Here is a 19,277-nt window from a genome sequence, read left to right on the forward strand (position 1 = left end):
CAGGTAAGCGAGAAAAGCTGCAGCATCGCCTCGAAACAGGCAAAGCGCAACGTCAACAGCAGATCAGAGCAGTCTCAGGATTCACCCACGACGAATCGAAGGACAATAGCCATGACCGAGAACGAGACACCGACCCTGACACAGGAGCAACGCGAAGCGTTCTGGCGTCGCAGGGGATGGACGCCGGAACTGCCGGACAACGCACGGGCGACGATCGAACAGGAATGGGACGACCTGGCGATCGAGGAAGCCGAAGCCCACGGCTTCTGATCGGTGACCGCGAGGTCATTCCCACACAGGTCCACACGCTCGATACCGTTCGAGCCAAGCAGCTTCGACACAGAGGAGACAGCACTCCGGACCTGTACGAGTTGGCGCCCTCCGACGCCGATCTCTACCAGCAGCAAATGGAACAGCTCAAAGTCAGCAACCGCTTCGCCTCATCCGTACACGTCTACAACACAGGCCAATACGAGAATATGCGGCTGTTCGTGACCGACGACGGCCGTTCCGGCATCGCACTCAACGACGACGAAATCGTCTCTGCTTTCTCACATCGGGACAGCAAATATCCAAGCGCCGCGAAATCCATGCTCGCCGTAGCCGTCCAGCAAGGCGGACGACGACTGGACTGTTTCGACACAGCACTACCGAGGATCTATTCCGAGGCCGGATTCGTCCCTGTGGCCCGCCTGAAGTGGAACGATGATTACGCACCCGACGACTGGAATTACACCGTCTACAGCCGGTATAACGGGGGACGTCCCGACGTTGTGTTCATGGCCCACGATCACGCCGCCTTGGACTCACGATACGTGCCGGGTTCGGGACTCTATGTGGATTCGTACGGCGACGGTATCAATGCAGTCCGTGCCCGAATACGTTGGTGACAGCCGAAATTGCCGAATACTTCGGATCGGTTCCGCTCGGGGCGAGTCGTGTGCGGAGAAAAGAATGGATGTCGTCGCGGTGCGTTGCGGCGAACAGGCGGGCGGTTCGCCCGTTGATGATGAATGCAGCTCGGTGACGACTCTATGGCCGGTCACGTTGTGAATCACAGCGGAAGTCCGTCGGGCCCATCGAAAAATCTAGTCGAACGCCCTGGCCCCTCCTCGTGCACAAGGGCGACCCGCGGGGCGTAGGGCCTCGGGCGCTAGCGCGGACCTGTGTCAGTTCGATCTATTTGTTACTGCCGCGCGTGAGGGTCATGGGCGAAAGCCGGTGCCCAGCTTCAGCTGACGCGGAAGAATCGTCGAGAGGGGATGCGGAACGTCGAGGTCGTACCGTACTGCCAACGCGCCGAGGGCATCGCCGATGTGATCGCGCACCTCCTCCAGGTGAAACTCCGCGCGTTTTATGCCGCACTTGGGTTGTGTGGTCGTTCTATCGACCTTCACTGAACGTAGAAAGGTGTTTACTTGCTTCTGCACGGAGAGAATGTGTTTCGTAATCTGCCTGTCAACCTCGACCGACTTCGCCAGGTCAGCGAGTTCCTTCTTAATATTGAGGAAAGATCGAACGATTTCCCACCAGTCTTCCCTGAACAACTCTTGTTGGGTCAGTGCGTCGCGAGTGTTGAGGAAGTCGAGAACTTGCTGGGCCACCTGTGTATCTCGTTCGAGGCGGATAACGTAAGGCATGAACGGCCGATTGTTTTCCAAGATCATTCTCACCGTCTTTTCGTGGCTTTCTCGCCACTCTTGGAGCATTGAGACGGTGAAACTAGCGCCGTTGTTCTTGTCGATATGGTCGTGGCAGTGTCCGCACAGTAGTAGCCCATTCTCGGCGGCTGCCCGCTGGCCTGGTGTCATGGACGCGTCGTACCGCGCAGAACCGTCTTTGTTTCCAGCGATGTGCGCTATTTGCCCTAATCGCATGTAGCCGTCAGCGACTTCGAGATCGGGCCCGGCAAGAAGGCGTTGGCAGTCGGGGTTTGAGCACATGTGTCCTGCTCGTGCAGCAATCAGTCTTTTTGTAGCCATAGAGAAGTCGCCATGTGCCATGAGTGTCCAATGTTCGAGTGATCGCGAAGCGGGTCCCGGTGAATCGTGCGAACTATAACCGGTTGTGAGAAACGCGTGAGAACGGAGGTGGCAGTGAGAAACGAGGATCGCAGTCAATGGCAGTTTGCGAGAATGCGTGCATTGTGTCGGGTAACTAGCAGATCACCGCGTCGTGAGGAGTTCGATTATCGATCTTCAGCGATCGCCCCGTTCAGGAGCAGGAGCCTTCGCCGGTCTGGCCGCTGCGTATGCGCAATACGGCTTCGACTTAGTGGACCGGCGTGTTCCGATCCGAAACGAAGCCGTTTAGTTTCTCCTGGCGGGCGCCGCACACCCCAACCTTGGCAGCTGGGAGAATCGACCGAAGTGCAGTGACACGTCGTGAGCACCCTCGACGACCTGATCTCAGCGCAACGCAACTTCGCGATCGCACGCGACTGGGAACAGTTTCACTCACCCAAAAACCTTGCGATGGCGTTGGGTGGGGAAGTCGGAGAGCTCTGCCTCGAAATCGACCCACTCTTCGAAACCGACACCGATACCATCGAGCTCATGGGTGTCGCCCACACACGGTTGCGGAACGAAGTGGGCGACGTCGCGCTTTATCTGCTGCGACTCTGCGATGTCCTGCGCATCGATCCGGCCGAAGCATTCGGCCCCGCTCTGTCCCACACCGAGACTTCGGAGCTGTGCCCGATTGCTGGAATTCCAGCTGCCCTTGCTCAGGCCGTGTGCAGACTGAACGGATCAACAGGCCTCGTTCTCGAAGTCTTCCAATGGGAAGAATCGACACACACAGCGTTGCCGTCGCGAATGACCGAACTGGAGTTGAATCGCCGACTACGTTCCGTTGCAACATCATTGATATCCCTTGCCGACTTCGTCGGTGTCGACGTATTTGACACAGCCCGCGCCAAACTTGCAGCGAACGAGCAGCGGTACCCGGTCGATCTCAGTCGGGGGTCGAGCCGTAAGTACACGGAATTCAAGACAGGCTCGGGCGAAGACATCAAGCCTCGTACTGTGCCGTTGGACGTATACAGTACGGTCTCGTCATCGTGGTTTCGAGCGTCGACCCGGAGTCGCTCTTTCCAAGTAGGCTGGCGTGGTCCTCGGAACTACCTACTGCACGCCTCGCACACCCGCGTCCTCCCCGTGCGGTGCGCTCTGTCGACGGTCTCTGTCCTGTTCAGACAGCTCGGTGGGTTTCTTTCCGCGGCAAGAGCGTCGCCAGACGCTGATGCCGTGCCCAGCCGAGTGCCTCAAATGTGAACTCGGGAGGACAGTTCGACTGCCCGCCGTGGACACTGACGTCCGTGCGCAGACATCGAGCTACGTGGGTCGTCAATCGGATGCCGCACCTTCTTTGGATCGCCGCCACCTACAAGTCGACTCGATAGACGAAGCCCTCTGCGTGCTCCAGAACTTCGCTGGCCGTATACGCCGCGAGCGTCGGTTTGGTCAGAGCTCGTGTCACCACAGCGAGCTCCCAGTTCTCGTCCTCACGGGCAGAACGGATCTCATTGCTGGTCAGCAGAATAGACGGGGTCGGCCCTGAAACACCCTTGACCTCCACTCGGCGGATGTCTCCGGAAGCGTGGATACAGGTAAGGTCCCAGCCGAGGCTGCGTGCGCCGACATCTTCGACTTCGTAGCCGAGGTTGGTGTAGTGATCGGTGGCGGTATCGACAGCAGCGTCTTCGATCATCTTGTTCGTTTGGGGATCACCGAATCCGGCTCCTCCTGCACCAACCGTGATGGGTTCGCCCGATCCTGCTTCGTGTTCAGGCCACCCCTCGAGAAGATCATGCAGGCGTGCAAGTTGGTCTTTCGATATCCACGACGGGTTCGCCCCTTGGGGAGAGCGAAATACTTCCAGGTCCTCAAGACCGCTGTAGTCGCGGATCTCAGCTGCTGTCAGGGGCTCCTTCATCAAGGTGATATCCGTCGGGGCGAACCATTGGACACTGTGCCTTTTGTCCTCGTCGGTCCAGTAGCCTTGCGTTTCGTCAACTGATGGATAGCGTTGCCCTGTAGTCCATCCAATGCCCCAGATGCCTCGTGGTGTCTGCCCGACTTCGGGGCCGCTTGCCCACAGGATGGCGCGTTGACCGTTGCGGATCATTTCTGATCGGTAGTTGTCGACCACGCTCCAGTCGTCGATCGAGTCGTTTCCGTCTTTCATGTATTGCCGGAGGTCCCACACTTTGGGGTTGCACTTGAACACCCAAGCACCGAGGTTGTCTTCGGTGACATCCCCCGATGACGTGGCTGGTGTCGGGAAACCGATGATGTCCCAACGGCCGCGCCACTCGGCGACTCGTGCTTCGGGGATCTTGTGATGACGTAACTTCGTAGAATCACGTAGTGGATCAGCTGCCAACCACTCCTGCACCTGCGACTGGATGTCATCGCGCACCCATCCAGCAGCGACGATGGGTGCGCTACCGATGGGGTAGTTGACATCGACGAACACCCACGCGTCAATAGGATTTTCTGGTCGTGGATTCGCGTCGGACTTCTGCGCTTGCCAATCGCCGCGCCGCTTTGTTTTGAGTTTTACTCGCACGGGGCGGCCTGCACCCGCCTGGACCTCGACAAGCGCCTCCGCGCCCGTTAGTCGGGTTGCAGACCCGCCTCGGCGACGCACCTCGGCGACGAACTGTTCCAATCCGTCTTTCTGTACGCTCACACAACCTCCACGAATCGGAACTTAGGAATGTCGTTACTCAATCACGGCCTCCAGCGGCAGCAATAGGCGTTGTCGGAATCCGCGTTCAGAAGGTGGCGGCCGCCACGTCGTCGACGATCAGTGCTGTCACGTCACGTTGTCGACGAGGGACGAGGATGCGATCCTCATCCTGAATCTCAGTTAATTCAAATCCCGCATTGGTACTACGCGAGCGTCGGCGTCAGAAAGCGCGGGATCAACCGAGGCTTTCCATCGGCGACGAGTCACCGGGCGCGATCTGTCGTAGCCTCGAAATCGTCGGCTACTCAGGCAGCACCAATGACTCACGTGGCGGAGCGCACATCATCGGACGGACCGTTTCACTGCAGTCGATCCACACTTCACTGCAGTCGATCCACACGCTGGCCCGATCTGGTGCAGAACCTGGCGTCGTCGTCAGTGGCTGTGGGTGGTGCTTGCACGAGCAGTCATTGATCAAGCTGACCAGAGAGTCGACTCGCAGTCCGGCCGAGGTACTGTTCCCAGCTCTGGGAATTCTGCAGGTCTGGTGGCTGGGGAAACGGCACGTTACACGCATATAGCGTTGCGCCGTTGTCGCCGCCGCGAGACCAACGGCGCACTTCCCGGATGCCTGGGTAGACGAGAACAGCGGAGATCTTTGTCGAGCCGGTGCTCGATGCCAGGCGGCTGTAAGCGAACAGTTGGTACTGGTCGTCGCGGCTAGGTGCGCTTGCTCCGTCGCGCTACTTGTACTTGGCATCGATAATCCACAAGTGCTCCCCATCTACGGCTAGGACGTCAGGGTAGGTGTGAGAGTTAGTTCGGTCGTCGATGTCGACCCATGGATCCTCTACCCAGCTCCGTCTAGTTGTCGCTGGTTGAGAGTTTCGTTCGAATCCGATTTTGACAGTGATGTTTTCAACGATTCGTTCCCACAGTTTGTCCGTACGGATGGAAAGCTTTGTCCGTACGGATGGAAAGCTCGAAAGTCTCCGCCTTATGTGTGGAAACGTGGGACGAGACGAGTTCGACTTGCGATAGCACTGCGATCGCGATGGGCAAGGCTTGTGACCACGGCTGGTCTAGTCGGTTCAATCGGAGTCGGGGTCCTTCGTGCAGTGCAGCGCGAACGGGAACAGAAGTGACTTCGCCGAGTGCCCGACGTAACTGGCAGGTCCCCGATAGTCGGTCCGGTCGGTTCTAGAGCCGGTTCCTATGTGTAGTCGATCAGTCGATCTCGCACGCCACGGGCTGGTGCCGGTGGGTGCATCCGGCAGCGTACTCGGCGGGGGTCTTGTAACCCAATGCTGAATGACGGTGTCGGTGATTGTGGTCGTCCTTGAAGTCCTCGATCACCACACGGGCCTCGAGCAGAGTGGGCCAGTAGTTGCGGTTCAGGCACTCATCGCGCAGCCGGTTGTTGAACGACTCGATGAACCCGTTGTTCCACGGCGTGCCCGGCGGAATGTAGGACATCCCCACCGACCCAGCACAGAAGTCCCGCAGCGCTTCCGAGATGAACTCCGGCCCGTTGTCCATCCGCAACACCAGCGGCGGCCCACCCCACATCGCGAATGCCTTCTCCAAGCCCTCGATCAACCTGTCGGCGGTGATCGAGCGGTCCACGATGTTCAGCAACGACATCCGGGTGTGTTCATCGACCATCGACGCGATCTTCACCGTCTTGCCGTCGACGGTCGAATCGAACTGGAAGTCCAATGCCCACACAATATTCGGAGCATCCGCATCGATAATCGGAACGGAGGACAGGCCGGCACGTTTGCGGCGCGGGGCACGCCGGACCTGCAGCCCTTCTTCCTTCCACAGGCGGTGGATCTTCTTCTTGTTCACCTCGACGCCCTGGTCGTAGCGCAACCATGCCCACGCTCGACGGAAGCCGTGCCGCGGATGCTTGCGGGAATATCTGCGTAGCTCTGCGCGCAGGTCGGCATCCGGGTCGTCCGGTGTCTGCGCCAACGGCAACCGCCGGTAAACCGATCGGGAGAGCCCGACGACCTTGCACGCGGACCGCTCCGACATCTGCAGGGTGTCGGTAAGCATGGTGATCGCGGCGCGTTTGGCGGTCGGGCTCAGAATTTTCCCTTCGCGATCTCCCGCAGGGCGTCCTTTTCCAACTCGGCGTCGGCGAGCAGCCGCTTGAGCCGGCTGTTCTGCTCCCGTAGTTCCTTGAGTTCCTTCGCCGCATCGGCATCCATGCCGCCGTACTGGCGACGCCAGTTGTACAGCGTCGCCGCCGACACCTCGAGTGCAGCGGCGATCTCCTCGCCGTTCTTGCCTTCCGCGGCCAACTCGTCGGCCCGGCGCAGCTTGCGCACGATGTCCTCCGCCGAGTGACGTTTGCGTCCCGCCATGATCCTTGTCGTCCCTTCTTCGCCCTTACCAGGGCAATCAGGACTCTAGATCAGGCCGGACCTACTCAAGGGGAACATGCCATAACCCTATGGCGTCGTGCCGAAGTCGAGACGTCGACAGGCTTCCGTCGAAAGGTGACTTCAGTGCTAGACCGTCCCTGATCAGGTCGAGTGCTGTACACACAATGCCTAGCAGCGTGGAGTTCGCAACGCCTAACAAGGCGACTTGCCGAAGCTCGGCACTGGCCAGAATGGGCGTTGTGTCATCGAGAATCGACCGATTCCCGTTGTCGGCGACTCCCGACGCGGGAACACCCCCAATTCTGGTGCGACCAGTGAGGTGCCGGCATTCACGTATTTGGGGCCTCGATTCGGTCCACAGTAGTAAGCGGCCGAGCATTTAATTCCGATCGCGAGACCCACAAAACCGACACAGTCGTGACGGTGCCCAGTGTCTCGTGATATTACCGATCTCGCCTTTCCTGTGATTCGGTGAACGATCAACGGTGCACCCCACCGCGTCGAAACCTTTGCATCGCAACGATATTCATATCTTGCGAGCGCCATAGACACTGGGGTTGTCTGCGTAGGCCTTCATGATCATCATCTTAAGTTCCTCATCTCGCAGATCCGGGGAGGGTTGCCCGGGCACACGACGAACATTGTGTCTGACCTTGGCCCCGTCGGGAACGCGGCCGATACGAACTTCGTGACCGCTCGCACACCAAACGGTGAGCAGTTCGAGGACCGTGAGCGTGTGCACCAGCTCGCCGGTTTGGAGGCGCGCGTGACCATCGAGTGGCGCGACTAAGTCGTCTATTCGTCGTCGTGCGACAAGTCATTGCGGCGGGAGCGCGCGAACTCGATCATGTGCCCGATGGTGCCGATAAAGTCCTCCGCCTCGGCAATGTCGAACGTCAGCTCGTCCTCGCCATACCGGGCGCTATTCCGATTCGAGTAGAGCGTGGAGTAAATGTCGCCAAAGCTCTCCGGTACCTTGCGATCGGTTACCTGGGCCTTAATCCAGTTGTCCCGATTCTTGTGGTTCCGTTTATCGTCCCAGCCGTCGAGCTGAATCAGCGTCATGACTGACAGCTCAGCCGCCGAGAACAACTGCTCGACTGAAGGTGCAAGTAGATCCGCGTCAAGACTCATTTTTGCGGAACGCAGGAAATCATGAGCCCTGCCCAGCAGCGGTGTAACACGATCGATATTGCCAACAAGATCAAGCGGTAGTGCGCGACCGCCGATTGCCGTTGCAAAGCCCATCCAGCGCAGGCGCGGATCCACACCATCAGGGAGAAGGCTGGTGATTTGTCCGACGAAACATTCGGTTGGATCGACAATCTCATCCTGCTCACCGGCGATCGCCCAGAACCGCACATCGTCGTTGACGGTGACGTGAGCTTCACTGCCGTCGAGAACGATCAACGCTTTGGTGATGGAGTCTCTGTCCACGCTCTCCCCAAGCTGAGGCGTGATCCAGTGCTGGAAGTACTGGTCGATCGCGTTGGGCACGAAAGTCGGATCGACGCTAGGATCACCCTCGCGGATGAACCCTTTGGTGATGATCTGAATCGGGATACCCTCGTTCGTCATGCCTAAAGTATGACCGACAAGATCACCGCGCTTCGCGCTTGATCTCGGGCTATCCAGACCGTCCCCTTTGGGTAGACGATCACCGGAGTTGTTTGGCGCTTAGCGTCTATCTGTGTCCTTGAGAGGCAGTTCGACGTCACCGAGCTGACCTCGACGCTTGTTGGCGGCGAACAGCCTGCACGCCGCTGTTCAAAAACCCGACGATGAGGGACGGATCTTTGTTGGTGGCATAGGTATGAGTCGGCGGCGAATATTTTTCGATTCTGGCATGTTTATTCGAGCGCTAGCAATATATTCACAGCTGTGGGATAGTTAGCGGATGGTAAATTTCCAATGTATTGATGCACGGCAGTTTCTTCGAGATGCATCAGTCGATGATGAGTTATTTGATTGCCTGATTCAAGCGATGCTCGACTACGCTATTGATCCTAATATTCTGGGTTTGAATATATATCCATTCGTTGACGATTTGAATGCAAGAATTTTGCTGCATGTGAATGAATACATTGATACGCTTGATGAATCTGTGAAGTTGGATCTGGCCGCTTGGTTCGGGGCGGATTTCGAGCCGGTCGGCCAAGTGATCATAGAGCAGGCAACGAGCCCTCTGTATTTTTCTATACCAGATGTTATTCTTAAGCGAGGTTCCTCGAATAGTCGAGTATTTGTTGAGCATCCTGAACTATTTGCAGGGCTTGACAAATCCGGTCTTGTTCTTGTGAGTTTAGTGCGTGGCAATAGTCAAATCGGAAGAGTGAAGGACCATGTGTTGCACTATCATCAGCTGCTTCGACGTTCATTCGTGGGAAATATGAATTCCGAACTGATTGAAGAACTCCTCGCTGTGGAGGCGAGTCATTCTGGCAATATCGCCAGAATTGCGTTGGATGAGCGTCGAATTATGCCTGAAGAGCAGTGGTTACAATCCTTCGAGAAGGATCATGTCTACGGACCAAAAAATATTCCTTCGGAGGAGTGGTTGAATGATCCGCGGGCTCATGGAACAGTGGTGAAGGGCGATTTCGAAGGGGGATCGCGAGGCGTGAACTACAACTATGTAATTGTGAAGTGTGAGTGCAGGGGCGATGAAGAATCCAATAATTTTTTAAAACACTTTGAGATTGAGGAGCGAGTTTCCGAAGTCTGTCCGCGTGTCGACGGCAAGGTTTTGATTAGATATTTTCATGCTATTCGCAATCTGGAGAACGGGATTTTCACTCACTGCGATGGCGCAGTTAAGGTATTCGATGAGGTTAGTTATGCGAATCTCTTGGAGAATCAGTTCGGGGGCAACTTTGGGGTTGGAGTCACGAAAGATGCAATTTATCGAAAAGTTTTTCGAGTCGACGGTGAAATTAGTAGCCGTCAGTGGGCGGCGCTTGCTTTAAAGTGGTTTCGTGGCAATGAGTTGGTTCGCGAATTTCTTGAGGATGGAAAACTAGGATATATCGACGGGGCATGTCAGGGTGAGTAATTAATTCGCTCTTGGTAAAGCGATTTTTGAAGGAAAGAGTCGCCTTATTTCGCTTTCCAAATTCTGTGTAATTCTAGAATTTTTTTCGCGCGAAATTCTTATCATAGGGCGTTAGTGGGTTGTTGCAGGAGGGTATCTTCCGATGAAGCCGCATTTTCCGTTCGAGTGAAAGGATACTTGGCAAACTTGCGAATGTGGTCGAGGATTTCTTGGATACCGGCGTCTTCCGGCGACATTTCTACTCCTCCGTCGTTGCTGAGAAGGATGCGTGCAGTTGCCGCGATAGACGGTGAATTGCGTGCCTCAATCACGGCGGCAATTTCTCTCGCAGCAAGGGGCGCGACTAGATTCAGAGTTGCACCCCTAGACTCTCCGCCGATCGTGTTGGCCGCGGACGTTACCATCGATGGTCGGACAGTGAACGTGTCCGGGGCGGTTCCATTGCCCGACGGAGCCCACCTGTCGATCACACTGTCGCGGATCGAATCCTTCGGATTCGACGAGGACAAGCACTACGGCCGGTTAGCCTCGGGGAGCGCAGTGGTCACCGATGGACCGTTCACAACAGTCCTGCTGGACGATCAGACCAAGGCCCGGGACTTCGCGAATGCCTACAACGTGGGAGAACCGTCGGAACGCCAAATCAGGGTGTCTGATCTCGTCGAGGTTCGAGTGACGTTCGATCCTCGTGGCAACCAGCCTCCGGAGGTGGTTTTTGCGGTCGGTGGTGACGATGCGCCGGTGTTGGCGAGCAGTCCGCAGGGCGACGAGTTCGGTTCCCGCACCGATGATCCGTATTGGAGGTTGGCGGTCGAGTCCGAACATCAGCTGCCGTTTGAGCTTTGGGTAGGGATTGTCACATTAACCTGAATGTTCGGTGGCACAGTGTGTTCGGATGCGTGGTGACACAATGGCCTTGTCGCCGGCGCCTTTTCAGGCGGCGACGGCGCTACCGGTAGCCTCGCGCCATACGGCGAACTGATCAGCCATCACCCGCCGGTAATCACCGGCCGAAAGCAGATACCGTCTCGGACGGAAGTGCGATCCGATCACCCCGAACGCGGACAGGAACCGCTGCGCGTGGCCAGGTGATTTGAACCGCCGCATCACCCGCTCCCGCTGCCGGGTCGGCTGATGACTATTTTCGGCGCGGTTGTTCAAATACCGCGAACTGCGATGCTCCACCGAGGGCATCAACTCACGGTGCGCGACCTGGTAGCTGCCAAGTTTGTCTGTCACAATCACTCGCGGCACGTACTCCAGTCCCTCCGGCGGCGGTGGCTTCGCCTGCTGCTGCGCAAAGTGCTGGGAATTCGAGCTTCGAATGCGTGGTGCCCAGGACACCACGAGGGGCCAAGGCCCCACGTTCCCACGAACACGCGGAACCTACCCGTGCCACCGCTACGCTCTCTCCATGACGACGATCTATACAACCCAAGAGTGGAACGGCTACGGGAAGCAAAACTACTACTATAACGAGTACCGGTTGGAAGGTGACACCGTCGTCAAGTACAAGTGCAACAGGTTCAAGTCCTTTGATGGGAACGAGAACACCTGGCAAAACGACGAGACGTTTCAGCAGTCGTGGCAAGTGAACGACCCCAGTATGCCCGACTGGCTGCGGCAGCGTCTTTAGTCTGGTGAGTGTTACGCCGCTACCGAATTTTGGTCCTGACCGTGACCGCGGGTTCGGCTCGGTTTCGCGCAGGCTGCTCGATGTCCTCGCTCGACGATGTCGGCCATCTCAGCGACGTTCCGGATGCTTCCACTCGCCCCTGAAGGGTTGTCAGCTGAGTGCCTGGTGTGTGGAGTAAAACGCCTACGATGCGGGGATGTGGACGAACGCTGATCCTGATGCTGTTGCTCGCTACGACGCATTACCCAATCCGCTCAAGCTGACAAAGTTCTTTCGGCTTCTGGACCCCGCACCGACCGGGTGGATTTCGGTGTTGCACAGCACCATCGACAATGGCGAACACAGCACGATCACCTGTGCTCTGGTCGAACAAGACGCGATCGAACATGCCTTGACGCACACCAGCTGGGACGACAAACTCGGCAACTCGTGGAATTGGACCGGCGACGATCCTGGTTTCGACGACGGCCTGACGAACATTCGCCATGGCTACACTCGGCACTTCTTCGCCCATGCCCGTCGCCACAACAGGTATGTTCAGCCCACCATCGAATTGTCCTTGTCGTTCGTGTGGTGGCTCGGACTTATCGAGATAGATCGTGGGCATTGGATCCGTCTAGATGAGGCTGGACGTAAACATAACGTCGTCACGACCACACGTGTTGATGACGACAGTTGGGACGTCAAAGTCAGCGCACCACTGTTGCGTCGTTACCTCGCCGCCCGGCAGATGAGTCTGCTTCTGCAACACCACCACACCGTGTACTCGACCCTCGACGACGTCGAACGCATCGCGCTCGAGCACCGTTCGGATACCGCAAGCATCGACTTCTGCGCTACCGAAAGCTGGGGTGGGGCTGAACGGAACTTCTTCTCCGACATTGTGGGCAAGAACGTCGTGTTGCCGTTCGCACAGATCGGCGAGGGGCCGGACGACACCCTTCGTCCCGAGTGTTTTCAAGAGTTCATCATTGGCGCAGACTCGGGCACCGGCGAACCGGTCCGGTGGACGTGCGATGTCGACGACGACATCGGACGTTCTCCTGCGGGAGAGCCGAACTTCCTGACACCGGTGTTCTTCGACGCCGAAGTCCTCACTCGGTATCGAGACGACACGCAGACGTACGTACTCAGCCGTACCCGTCTGTGGTGTTTGAACCTGTGGGGTCTGGATCTTGACATCAATGACGAAGGTCTCGTACAGCTCTGGCTCGGTGACATCAAACAACAGCTTCCTGAATCCGAACGTGACCACTGGCTGCAGCACAACGTCCCACCTCGTGATGGCCACGTCTCCGAAGCTCGCTTTCGGCGAGATGTCCTGGGCCAATGGGATGTCGACGATTCGCGGCCGAATCTCGACTATTTGAGGCGGGCACGTAGTGACCTCAACGGTGCTGTTCTTGCCACGCACGGAGTCGAACTGTACAAGAAGCTCGGCGAACACGACGAACGCGAATTCAGCGGGTTGGCCTTGTGCACCAACGATTCCATAGGCCAGCGCGATCTCAGTTTCCTCATGCTGACCAAAGCAGTCGTCGATGCCATTGACGTCAAAGCAATTCGTAAGCTGGCCGGGGCGGACAAGTCCGAGACATCCCTGAATGCGTTGCAGTCGTGGATCGAACAACTCGGTGGTGACGTCGACGAACTCTGCGGTCCGCTTCGCTTATTGCAGAGCATGCGATCATCCGGAGCGGCGCATCTGAAGGGGTCACGGTATAGCGCTGCGTTAGCTGCCGAGGGTTGGGACAAGCTGTCACCGAGTAAACAGTTCGAAGATCTTGTCGACCGCGTAACTCGAGCGCTTCGAGAACTTGCCCAGCTGGTTGCGCCGTCTTCGCAGGAACCGTAACCACCGTTTCTGTGGACGGCGGGGCTTCCGGGACGTCCTCGATCGCACCAGCCACGTCACACCCGGAACGTCTGGGCTCGTACGGTCCGATCATCTCTTTTTCGTGCCACGTACACGCGGTGAGCATCGATAAGCCGCGCCGAGATGATTCGCCTTTTCTTCGAATCAAACGACGATGCTCCGCTGTAAAACCGTGTATTCGGACGCGACCTATTTGATGACAGACGCTGCGTCCCGCACATCGCCGTGTCGAGCCGAGCCGTTCTGTCTCGGCATGAGCCATGACCCCCACCCCCTTCCTTGTCCGAAATGCCCATAGTGCCCATATGGGAGCACGCGGGTGAGATCGAGGTCAGGAGCTTTTCCGGAGCAATCCGGTCACACCGGCGAGCAGAATCGCTGTGAAGATCCACGCCAGGATCCTCAAAGCAGGGAGGCCAAGCTTCACGGTGACCGGCGCGGTGGAGCTGACTGCCCAGTCGGGGCGGGTGATGCCGGCTGCTGCGGGGATGACACCGGTGAGGGCGTAGGTGAACGAATCCAGACATGGGTATTTTGGGTGGGTCGAGCAGTCGTCGGCCCCGGTGATGGTCGTGTCTGTCGGGCCTTCGGCTGCACTGGTTGTGATCGTGGTGGCGGCGCCGATTGTGTTGGGCACGAAGTGTTGTCGGTTCATGTCGATGAGCGTGATGCCTCCGGCTAATACGAGAAGTAGCCAGAGTGCTGCGAGGAGTGGGTAGTAGCCGTGGCCGGCGACGAGTCGGTAGCCCCACCGCATGAGCTTCGTTGTTGGGGGAGCGGTTTTGGTGACATTGTTCGCTGCTGTGAACCTCAGTCGCCGGGCTTCTGCGGGGTGTCCGTTGCGCTCGTACACCGCAGCGAGTGCATGCCATGGTTGGGGGCTGTCGCCTTCGACAAGCCACGCGTTTGAGTCTGGTGAAAGCCACCGTGTGGCGGCCTTGTGATCGGTGCGAATTTTCCCTTCGACATCACCCAGCGTCCACCCTGTCGCGTTCACCCGATACTTGGGTTCTGTGCCGAGTGGAGTGACGAGCAGTTCAATCTTCGATCCGGACAAGTCGAGAGAGTGGATGGAGCCTACGGGGAGGACGAGACGCTTGATCGTGGCGGTTTTCAACTGGACTCGGAGATGAGGCGTATTCCTCGAGGGCTGCTCCACGTATGCGAGGTCGAGACTGCTCTCGAACAGTGCGGCGCTCGCAGAAATGAAGCCCTGCGCTCGAAGACCGATAGTTACGACCTCCCCCCTGATGGTTGCGCCGTTGAGGAGGATGAGCGTCTGCGAAGGATTGCGCAAATCTGCACCGTTGAGGATGACCGGCCCGCCGATGTTGGTTCCTACCGCAAGAATTCGTCCGTTGACGTCGAGTTCGTCAGCGAAGATTCCGCCGGTGACAGTTGCGTTGTTGAGGACTAGTGCGTCTCGCGAGGGGTTGCGGAGGTTCGCGCCGTTCAGTTTGAACTGGCCGCCGATATTGGCGCTGATTGCGTGTATTTCGCCGTGGGTGGCAAGGTCGTCAGCGAAGATTCCGCCCGTGATGGTTGCGCCGTCGATGTTGAGGACGTGTTGGCCAGGCCCATGCGGCGGGTGGTGGAGGAAGGCGCTGTTCAGTGAGAGCAGGGAACCGAAGTGCGCGCCGAATGCCTCGATCCCGCCGTAGGTTGTGAGTTGGTCTGCGACTGCATGACCGGTGATTGAGGCGCCCTCGATGGTGAGAACATCTTTTCCAGGATTGTGCAGGCCCGCACCGTGCAGGTTGAGTTGACCACCGATCGTCGCATTTACCGCGCGAATGTGTCCGTGTGTGGTGATCCGTTCAGCGTGTAGGTCGCCAGTGATGGTTGCGCCGTCGAGTAGGAGCACGTGTTGATCAGCTCGGTGTGACGGGTTGTCGAGGACGGCGTCATTCAAGATGAATGTGCTACCGATGCTCACTGCCTGAGCGTGGATTTCGCCGTGTGTGGTGATCCGTTGAGCAGTCACGGTACCGATGATTTTTGTGAGATGGAGGGTGAGTGCGTGCTGCCCAGGGTTGTATAGCGCTGCGCCATCGAGGAGTAGGTGACCTTCGATGGTCGCACCGAGGGCGTTGAATTCGCCTGTTGTGGTGATGTCGTCGGCATCGACGTCGCCTGAAATGGTGCTGCCGTAGAGGGACAGCGAATGCAGATGCGACTTCGAGAGAAGCAAAGCTCCCAGCTTGGTGTAGCCGAGGTCGAGTAGTTCGTCGACGTAACACCTGCTGAAATGCAGTGGATAGCTGAAGGTGATATGAGTGAAGTCGGCCGGGCCAGTGATCCGGGCTCCCTGGATGCGTAGGCCGCGTGGATCGAGGTCAGGGTGTTCGCCGCGCATCACTTCGGACATGACGGTGCGGATCGCGCTGGCGGGAATGCTGCGGTCGAGGGGCCACTCATGTGCTGTGGAGGGGTTGTACTGCGTGGCCGGCGCTCCAGCTTGTAGGTCGAGTACTACCCCGCGCCGCGCTGCGTCGATCAGCCGGTGCACCCAGAGGGCGTCGTCGTTGGCGTCTTTCATTCGCTCATCATCGGTGATCGGTTATATACCGTGCGGGGCTGCCTGTCTGACGGTTATGCCGTCTTCCATAGCGATACGTCATGCACAGCGTATGTAGTCAGCAGTGGAGGACGTTGACAACCTAAAATTCCTCGGGCGCGGTGGGTGTCACGGTTGCGGAACGTCCGAGACTCGGGTGCGGTCTCGGGAGCAGTCGACCGACCGCTTTGTGAGTGACCAGCGGGTTGTTGGGGGCTTTGTTTCAGTGGCCCCCTGCCGGGCCGTTGAGCGATCTCGGTCTGCCGAAATGACGGTAATCATCGGGGATACCTTTTACGGCGCCGCCTCGGAAAGTCCACTACGCCGCTTCTTCTCCTCGATGTTATCGATGAGAGTCATGGGGAGGGTGAGGTTGTCTGAGGTTTTGTCGAGCAGTTCGAGCAGTTGGGGGTCGTCGGTGAGCTTTGCTACGACCCATCGAGCGAGCATGCATGAGATCGCCACGACGTAAGTCGCCTGGTATTGGTAGCCGTACTTCGGATCGTAGTTGATGTGCAGTTCCTGGTCGCCTTGCTCGAGGAATTGAGCTACGGCGGCGTGGGTGACGTGGACTTGTTGAGACAGGATGTGGTAGCTCATTTCGAGAAATTTCTCATGATCGAGTTCCCGGAGCATGTTCATGAATGGTGGTAGCCGTTTGCCGTCTGGTGGTAATTCGAGTGAATCTGCTGCTTCTGAAAGTTCCTGATGGTTGAGCCATTTGGCGAGGTTGCGGTAGTGGTCGTGGCGATCGTGGCGGACATCGATCTGGAACCGTTTGATGCCTCCGTCGACGATGAAGACCCATTGGAGCGTGACGGCGTGTTCGAGCGCAGTGCGCGCCAGCACGACTGCTTCCCCGGCGCACCCCGACCTTATTAGGCGAAGGTAGGCGTCGCTATAGCGCATGACGCGAACTGCGACACCATAGAGCAGGAGGAACTCGTCTTTGTGGGGTCTGTAGACATCGAAGTTTTCTGCATCTCGTAGGTGCGCGACGCATTGCTCGATCCAGGCTTCCAGTGCGTCATCGTCCGGTCTTGTCATCATCGGAGCGTACAAAGCGGCGTCGTCAGGATTGCCGCGTGCACGGTTGACTGGCCCGGATGATGGTTTCTCGGTCCTTCTGTGCGGGTGCGAGGAAGGTTGCCAGTCGGGGCCTTTCGACCGTCGTTTACAACATTCGCCGAACCGAGAATTCGATTGTGATATCAGGGCGCCTCGGGACGATCCGACGGGCAGCCAAACAATTCAACACCGGTGCCATTTTCGCGGAAGTCGGCGGCGAATGCTGCTATGTGGTGATTACATGCAACGCAGTCGCAGGTTCCGCCTGGGGTGTGTCTGCCGGGGGGACAGGGAGCGGGTGCAACTGGAGTCTCGGTCATGTCGTTGCCTTTCAGCGTTGTGAGAGCCAAGGATCTTGGTGTGCAGACAGAAAGCGTCTGTTGACCGTAATGGTATTCAGATGGCTGTTAAGTTCAACTTTCGTGTGCACCGGACTCACCTAAAGGGGCGGTGATACGCGGTGATGGGCATGTCCCAGTGTTCGCTGAGGTGGCGGTGCGGGGCTGTTCATGGCCGACAGATCAGGAATATTCGCTAACGCCCCGTCACATCGCTGATCTAGATCGAGTGACGGTACGCGTCATGTTCCTCGATTCTGTTTGCGAGGCAAGAACTTTGAGATTGATCGGGGAATCGCTTTGTTCAGAAGTTCGTCGGGGTTGCACAGAATGTCGAGGAGATGGAGGTAGGGGAGCATGGCGAATTCGGAGGGAAGTTTTCCGTTGTGTTGTGTGAGGACGTGGATGTTGGGATCTGAGTGTGGTTTACCTACGAAGCCGTGTGTGGCGTTGCGGCGTGCTCGGACGAGCTGACGAATCGCGGATTTCTTCGACCACTGCTCTCGTCGTGGTTTGCTTCCTTTCTGTGAAGGAGGAAGAACGATCTCGACAGTGTCTGATTCGTGTTGCTTGCTTTGGAAGAAGCCGTCGAAGATGAGGTCGGGTGCTCTGCCGGCGGCTTCGGCGGCAGGCAGCAGGATGGGATGCAGTGTGACGGGAATTGAGGCCCGTACTCGGGAGAGCGCGTCGCTGACAGTATCGGGTTCGACCAGCTTCGCCATGTCGTTTGTTCCGTGCCAGGTCTCGGCGATCAGGTCCAGAGCGGTGTAGGTGGTGAGCGTGGTTCCGAATGCCGAGTGCCAGGAGTTTGCGACCTCGGCAACCCGTTTGAATGTTTCGAGTGTGTCCATCAGCCACATCAGATGCAGTTCGGGGAGGTAGACGCCATCGTCATTGTGGTCGGTGAACTCCGTGATGTCGGCGACGCGAGTAAATATGGCGTTGGTTTTCATGCACCACCAGTCGACGGCTTGTCCCCACGCTTTCGGGTCTGCGGTTTGATCGAGAGGCTTGACGGTGCCCCGGTCGGCCGGATCTTTCGCCAAGATGTCGCTCATGCGTAGGTTGACTGCGGGCGCGTCTTGGACGACCCTGCCGAGGGTGAATACGTAGGGAGCGCGTAGGCGTTTGGTGCTGAAAGCCCAGATGCCGGTGGGGATCGACGCGAGCAGGGGGTCAAGAAAGGTGTCGCGCAGAGTTAACTCTTGGACGTGCTGGTCTGCAGCCTGAAATTGACCCCCCGGGAGTGTGTTTCCGGGATTTAAGGAGCCTTGGGATAGAGAGTCGCGGAGTTCTGGATCTTGCCGCAATCGGAGCATGAGCTGAGCAAACTTCGCAGTTTGGTAGAAGCGATTCGAAATCTCCACGCTGCGAAGACCACTGTTGGGGAAAACGAATTCGTCGGTTTCTCCGATCATGCTTCGGAGTTGAGCGAGTGCCTCTTTCGACAAGGCCACCAGTTCGGTGCTTTGGGCGCTCATGAGTTGAGTTTGGATTGTGCGAAGGATCGCAGGGAGTTCTCCTGCTTGAGCAGCAGGATCAAGCTGACCGATTGCTTGTCGAATACGCGTGCTGCTCAGGGCGAGAGTGCTGTCCAACTCGGTAGAGGGACTTAAGACGTCGAATCGATCACGTTTGACATCCGGGCCAGCGATCTGCCAG

General features: G+C 57.7%; 15 protein-coding genes and 1 pseudogene. 7 read left to right on the top strand and 9 right to left on the bottom strand.

Annotation, left to right across the window (positions count from 1 at the left end):
• Positions 1–111 precede the first annotated feature (111 nt).
• A complete protein-coding gene (locus G4D79_RS30435) occupies positions 112–270 on the top strand; it encodes a hypothetical protein (protein ID WP_198931703.1) in 159 nt (52 codons plus the stop codon).
• Positions 271–371: 101 nt separating this feature from the next.
• Positions 372–890, top strand: a complete 519-nt coding sequence (locus G4D79_RS30440; protein ID WP_250888062.1) for a hypothetical protein — start codon at positions 372–374, stop codon at positions 888–890.
• Between the two features lie 315 nt (positions 891–1,205).
• Here G4D79_RS30440 and G4D79_RS30445 read toward each other — a convergent pair whose 3' ends face one another.
• Positions 1,206–2,003 carry a hypothetical protein gene (locus G4D79_RS30445; protein ID WP_214514791.1) on the bottom strand — a complete coding sequence of 266 codons (798 nt, stop codon included), beginning with the start codon at positions 2,001–2,003 and terminating at the stop codon, positions 1,206–1,208.
• A gap of 381 nt (positions 2,004–2,384) precedes the next feature.
• Between G4D79_RS30445 and G4D79_RS30450 the strand changes: the two genes are divergently transcribed.
• Positions 2,385–3,275 (top strand): nucleotide pyrophosphohydrolase, encoded by an 891-nt coding sequence (locus tag G4D79_RS30450; protein ID WP_214514792.1) that lies wholly within the window; start codon positions 2,385–2,387, stop codon positions 3,273–3,275.
• Positions 3,276–3,384: 109 nt separating this feature from the next.
• Here G4D79_RS30450 and G4D79_RS34785 read toward each other — a convergent pair whose 3' ends face one another.
• The 3 genes from G4D79_RS34785 to G4D79_RS30465 form a co-directional block, all read right to left on the bottom strand.
• Positions 3,385–4,695, bottom strand: a complete 1,311-nt coding sequence (locus G4D79_RS34785) for a protein NO VEIN domain-containing protein (protein ID WP_214514793.1) — start codon at positions 4,693–4,695, stop codon at positions 3,385–3,387.
• 1,227 nt (positions 4,696–5,922) lie between these two features.
• Positions 5,923–7,067 (bottom strand): IS3 family transposase gene (locus G4D79_RS30460; protein WP_374223451.1). Its coding sequence is split into 2 segments (ribosomal slippage): positions 5,923–6,803 and positions 6,803–7,067, totalling 1,146 coding nucleotides; the frame shifts between segments, so codons are not numbered across the junction.
• 816 nt (positions 7,068–7,883) lie between these two features.
• Positions 7,884–8,666, bottom strand: a complete 783-nt coding sequence (locus G4D79_RS30465) for a HEPN domain-containing protein (RefSeq protein WP_214514794.1) — start codon at positions 8,664–8,666, stop codon at positions 7,884–7,886.
• 319 nt (positions 8,667–8,985) lie between these two features.
• Between G4D79_RS30465 and G4D79_RS30470 the strand changes: the two genes are divergently transcribed.
• On the top strand, positions 8,986–10,140 hold the full coding sequence (locus G4D79_RS30470) for a hypothetical protein (protein WP_214514795.1): 1,155 nt from the start codon (positions 8,986–8,988) through the stop codon (positions 10,138–10,140).
• Positions 10,141–10,241: 101 nt separating this feature from the next.
• Here G4D79_RS30470 and G4D79_RS30475 read toward each other — a convergent pair whose 3' ends face one another.
• Positions 10,242–10,451, bottom strand: coding sequence for a hypothetical protein (locus G4D79_RS30475; RefSeq protein WP_214514796.1), 210 nt, complete (start codon positions 10,449–10,451; stop codon positions 10,242–10,244).
• Positions 10,452–10,557: 106 nt separating this feature from the next.
• Here G4D79_RS30475 and G4D79_RS30480 point away from each other — a divergent pair, with 106 nt between their 5' ends.
• Positions 10,558–11,010, top strand: a complete 453-nt coding sequence (locus G4D79_RS30480; RefSeq protein ID WP_214514797.1) for a hypothetical protein — start codon at positions 10,558–10,560, stop codon at positions 11,008–11,010.
• 63 nt (positions 11,011–11,073) lie between these two features.
• On the opposite strand, the pseudogene G4D79_RS30485 reads toward G4D79_RS30480, so the two are convergent.
• Positions 11,074–11,391: pseudogene (locus G4D79_RS30485) on the bottom strand (DDE-type integrase/transposase/recombinase); the annotation flags it as partial.
• A gap of 163 nt (positions 11,392–11,554) precedes the next feature.
• Here G4D79_RS30485 and G4D79_RS30490 point away from each other — a divergent pair.
• Together G4D79_RS30490 and G4D79_RS30495 are read left to right on the top strand one after the other, a co-directional pair.
• Positions 11,555–11,776, top strand: a complete 222-nt coding sequence (locus G4D79_RS30490; protein WP_214514798.1) for a hypothetical protein — start codon at positions 11,555–11,557, stop codon at positions 11,774–11,776.
• A 196-nt stretch (positions 11,777–11,972) separates the two neighbouring features.
• Positions 11,973–13,631: a hypothetical protein gene (locus tag G4D79_RS30495; protein ID WP_214514799.1), complete on the top strand. Its 1,659-nt coding sequence runs from the start codon at positions 11,973–11,975 to the stop codon at positions 13,629–13,631.
• Positions 13,632–13,983: 352 nt separating this feature from the next.
• On the opposite strand, the gene G4D79_RS30500 is transcribed toward G4D79_RS30495, so the two are convergent.
• From G4D79_RS30500 to G4D79_RS30510, 3 genes are all read right to left on the bottom strand, one after another.
• Complete coding sequence (locus tag G4D79_RS30500) at positions 13,984–16,191, bottom strand: hypothetical protein (protein ID WP_214514800.1); 2,208 nt, start codon at positions 16,189–16,191, stop codon at positions 13,984–13,986.
• 312 nt (positions 16,192–16,503) lie between these two features.
• Positions 16,504–17,256 carry a DUF5677 domain-containing protein gene (locus G4D79_RS30505; protein WP_214514801.1) on the bottom strand — a complete coding sequence of 251 codons (753 nt, stop codon included), beginning with the start codon at positions 17,254–17,256 and terminating at the stop codon, positions 16,504–16,506.
• 601 nt (positions 17,257–17,857) lie between these two features.
• Positions 17,858–19,096 carry a hypothetical protein gene (locus G4D79_RS30510; protein ID WP_214514802.1) on the bottom strand — a complete coding sequence of 413 codons (1,239 nt, stop codon included), beginning with the start codon at positions 19,094–19,096 and terminating at the stop codon, positions 17,858–17,860.
• Between the last annotated feature and the right edge of the window lie 181 nt (positions 19,097–19,277).

Source organism: Rhodococcus sp. WY5, from assembly GCF_018588185.1.
Classification (GTDB): domain Bacteria; phylum Actinomycetota; class Actinomycetes; order Mycobacteriales; family Mycobacteriaceae; genus Rhodococcus_F; species Rhodococcus_F qingshengii.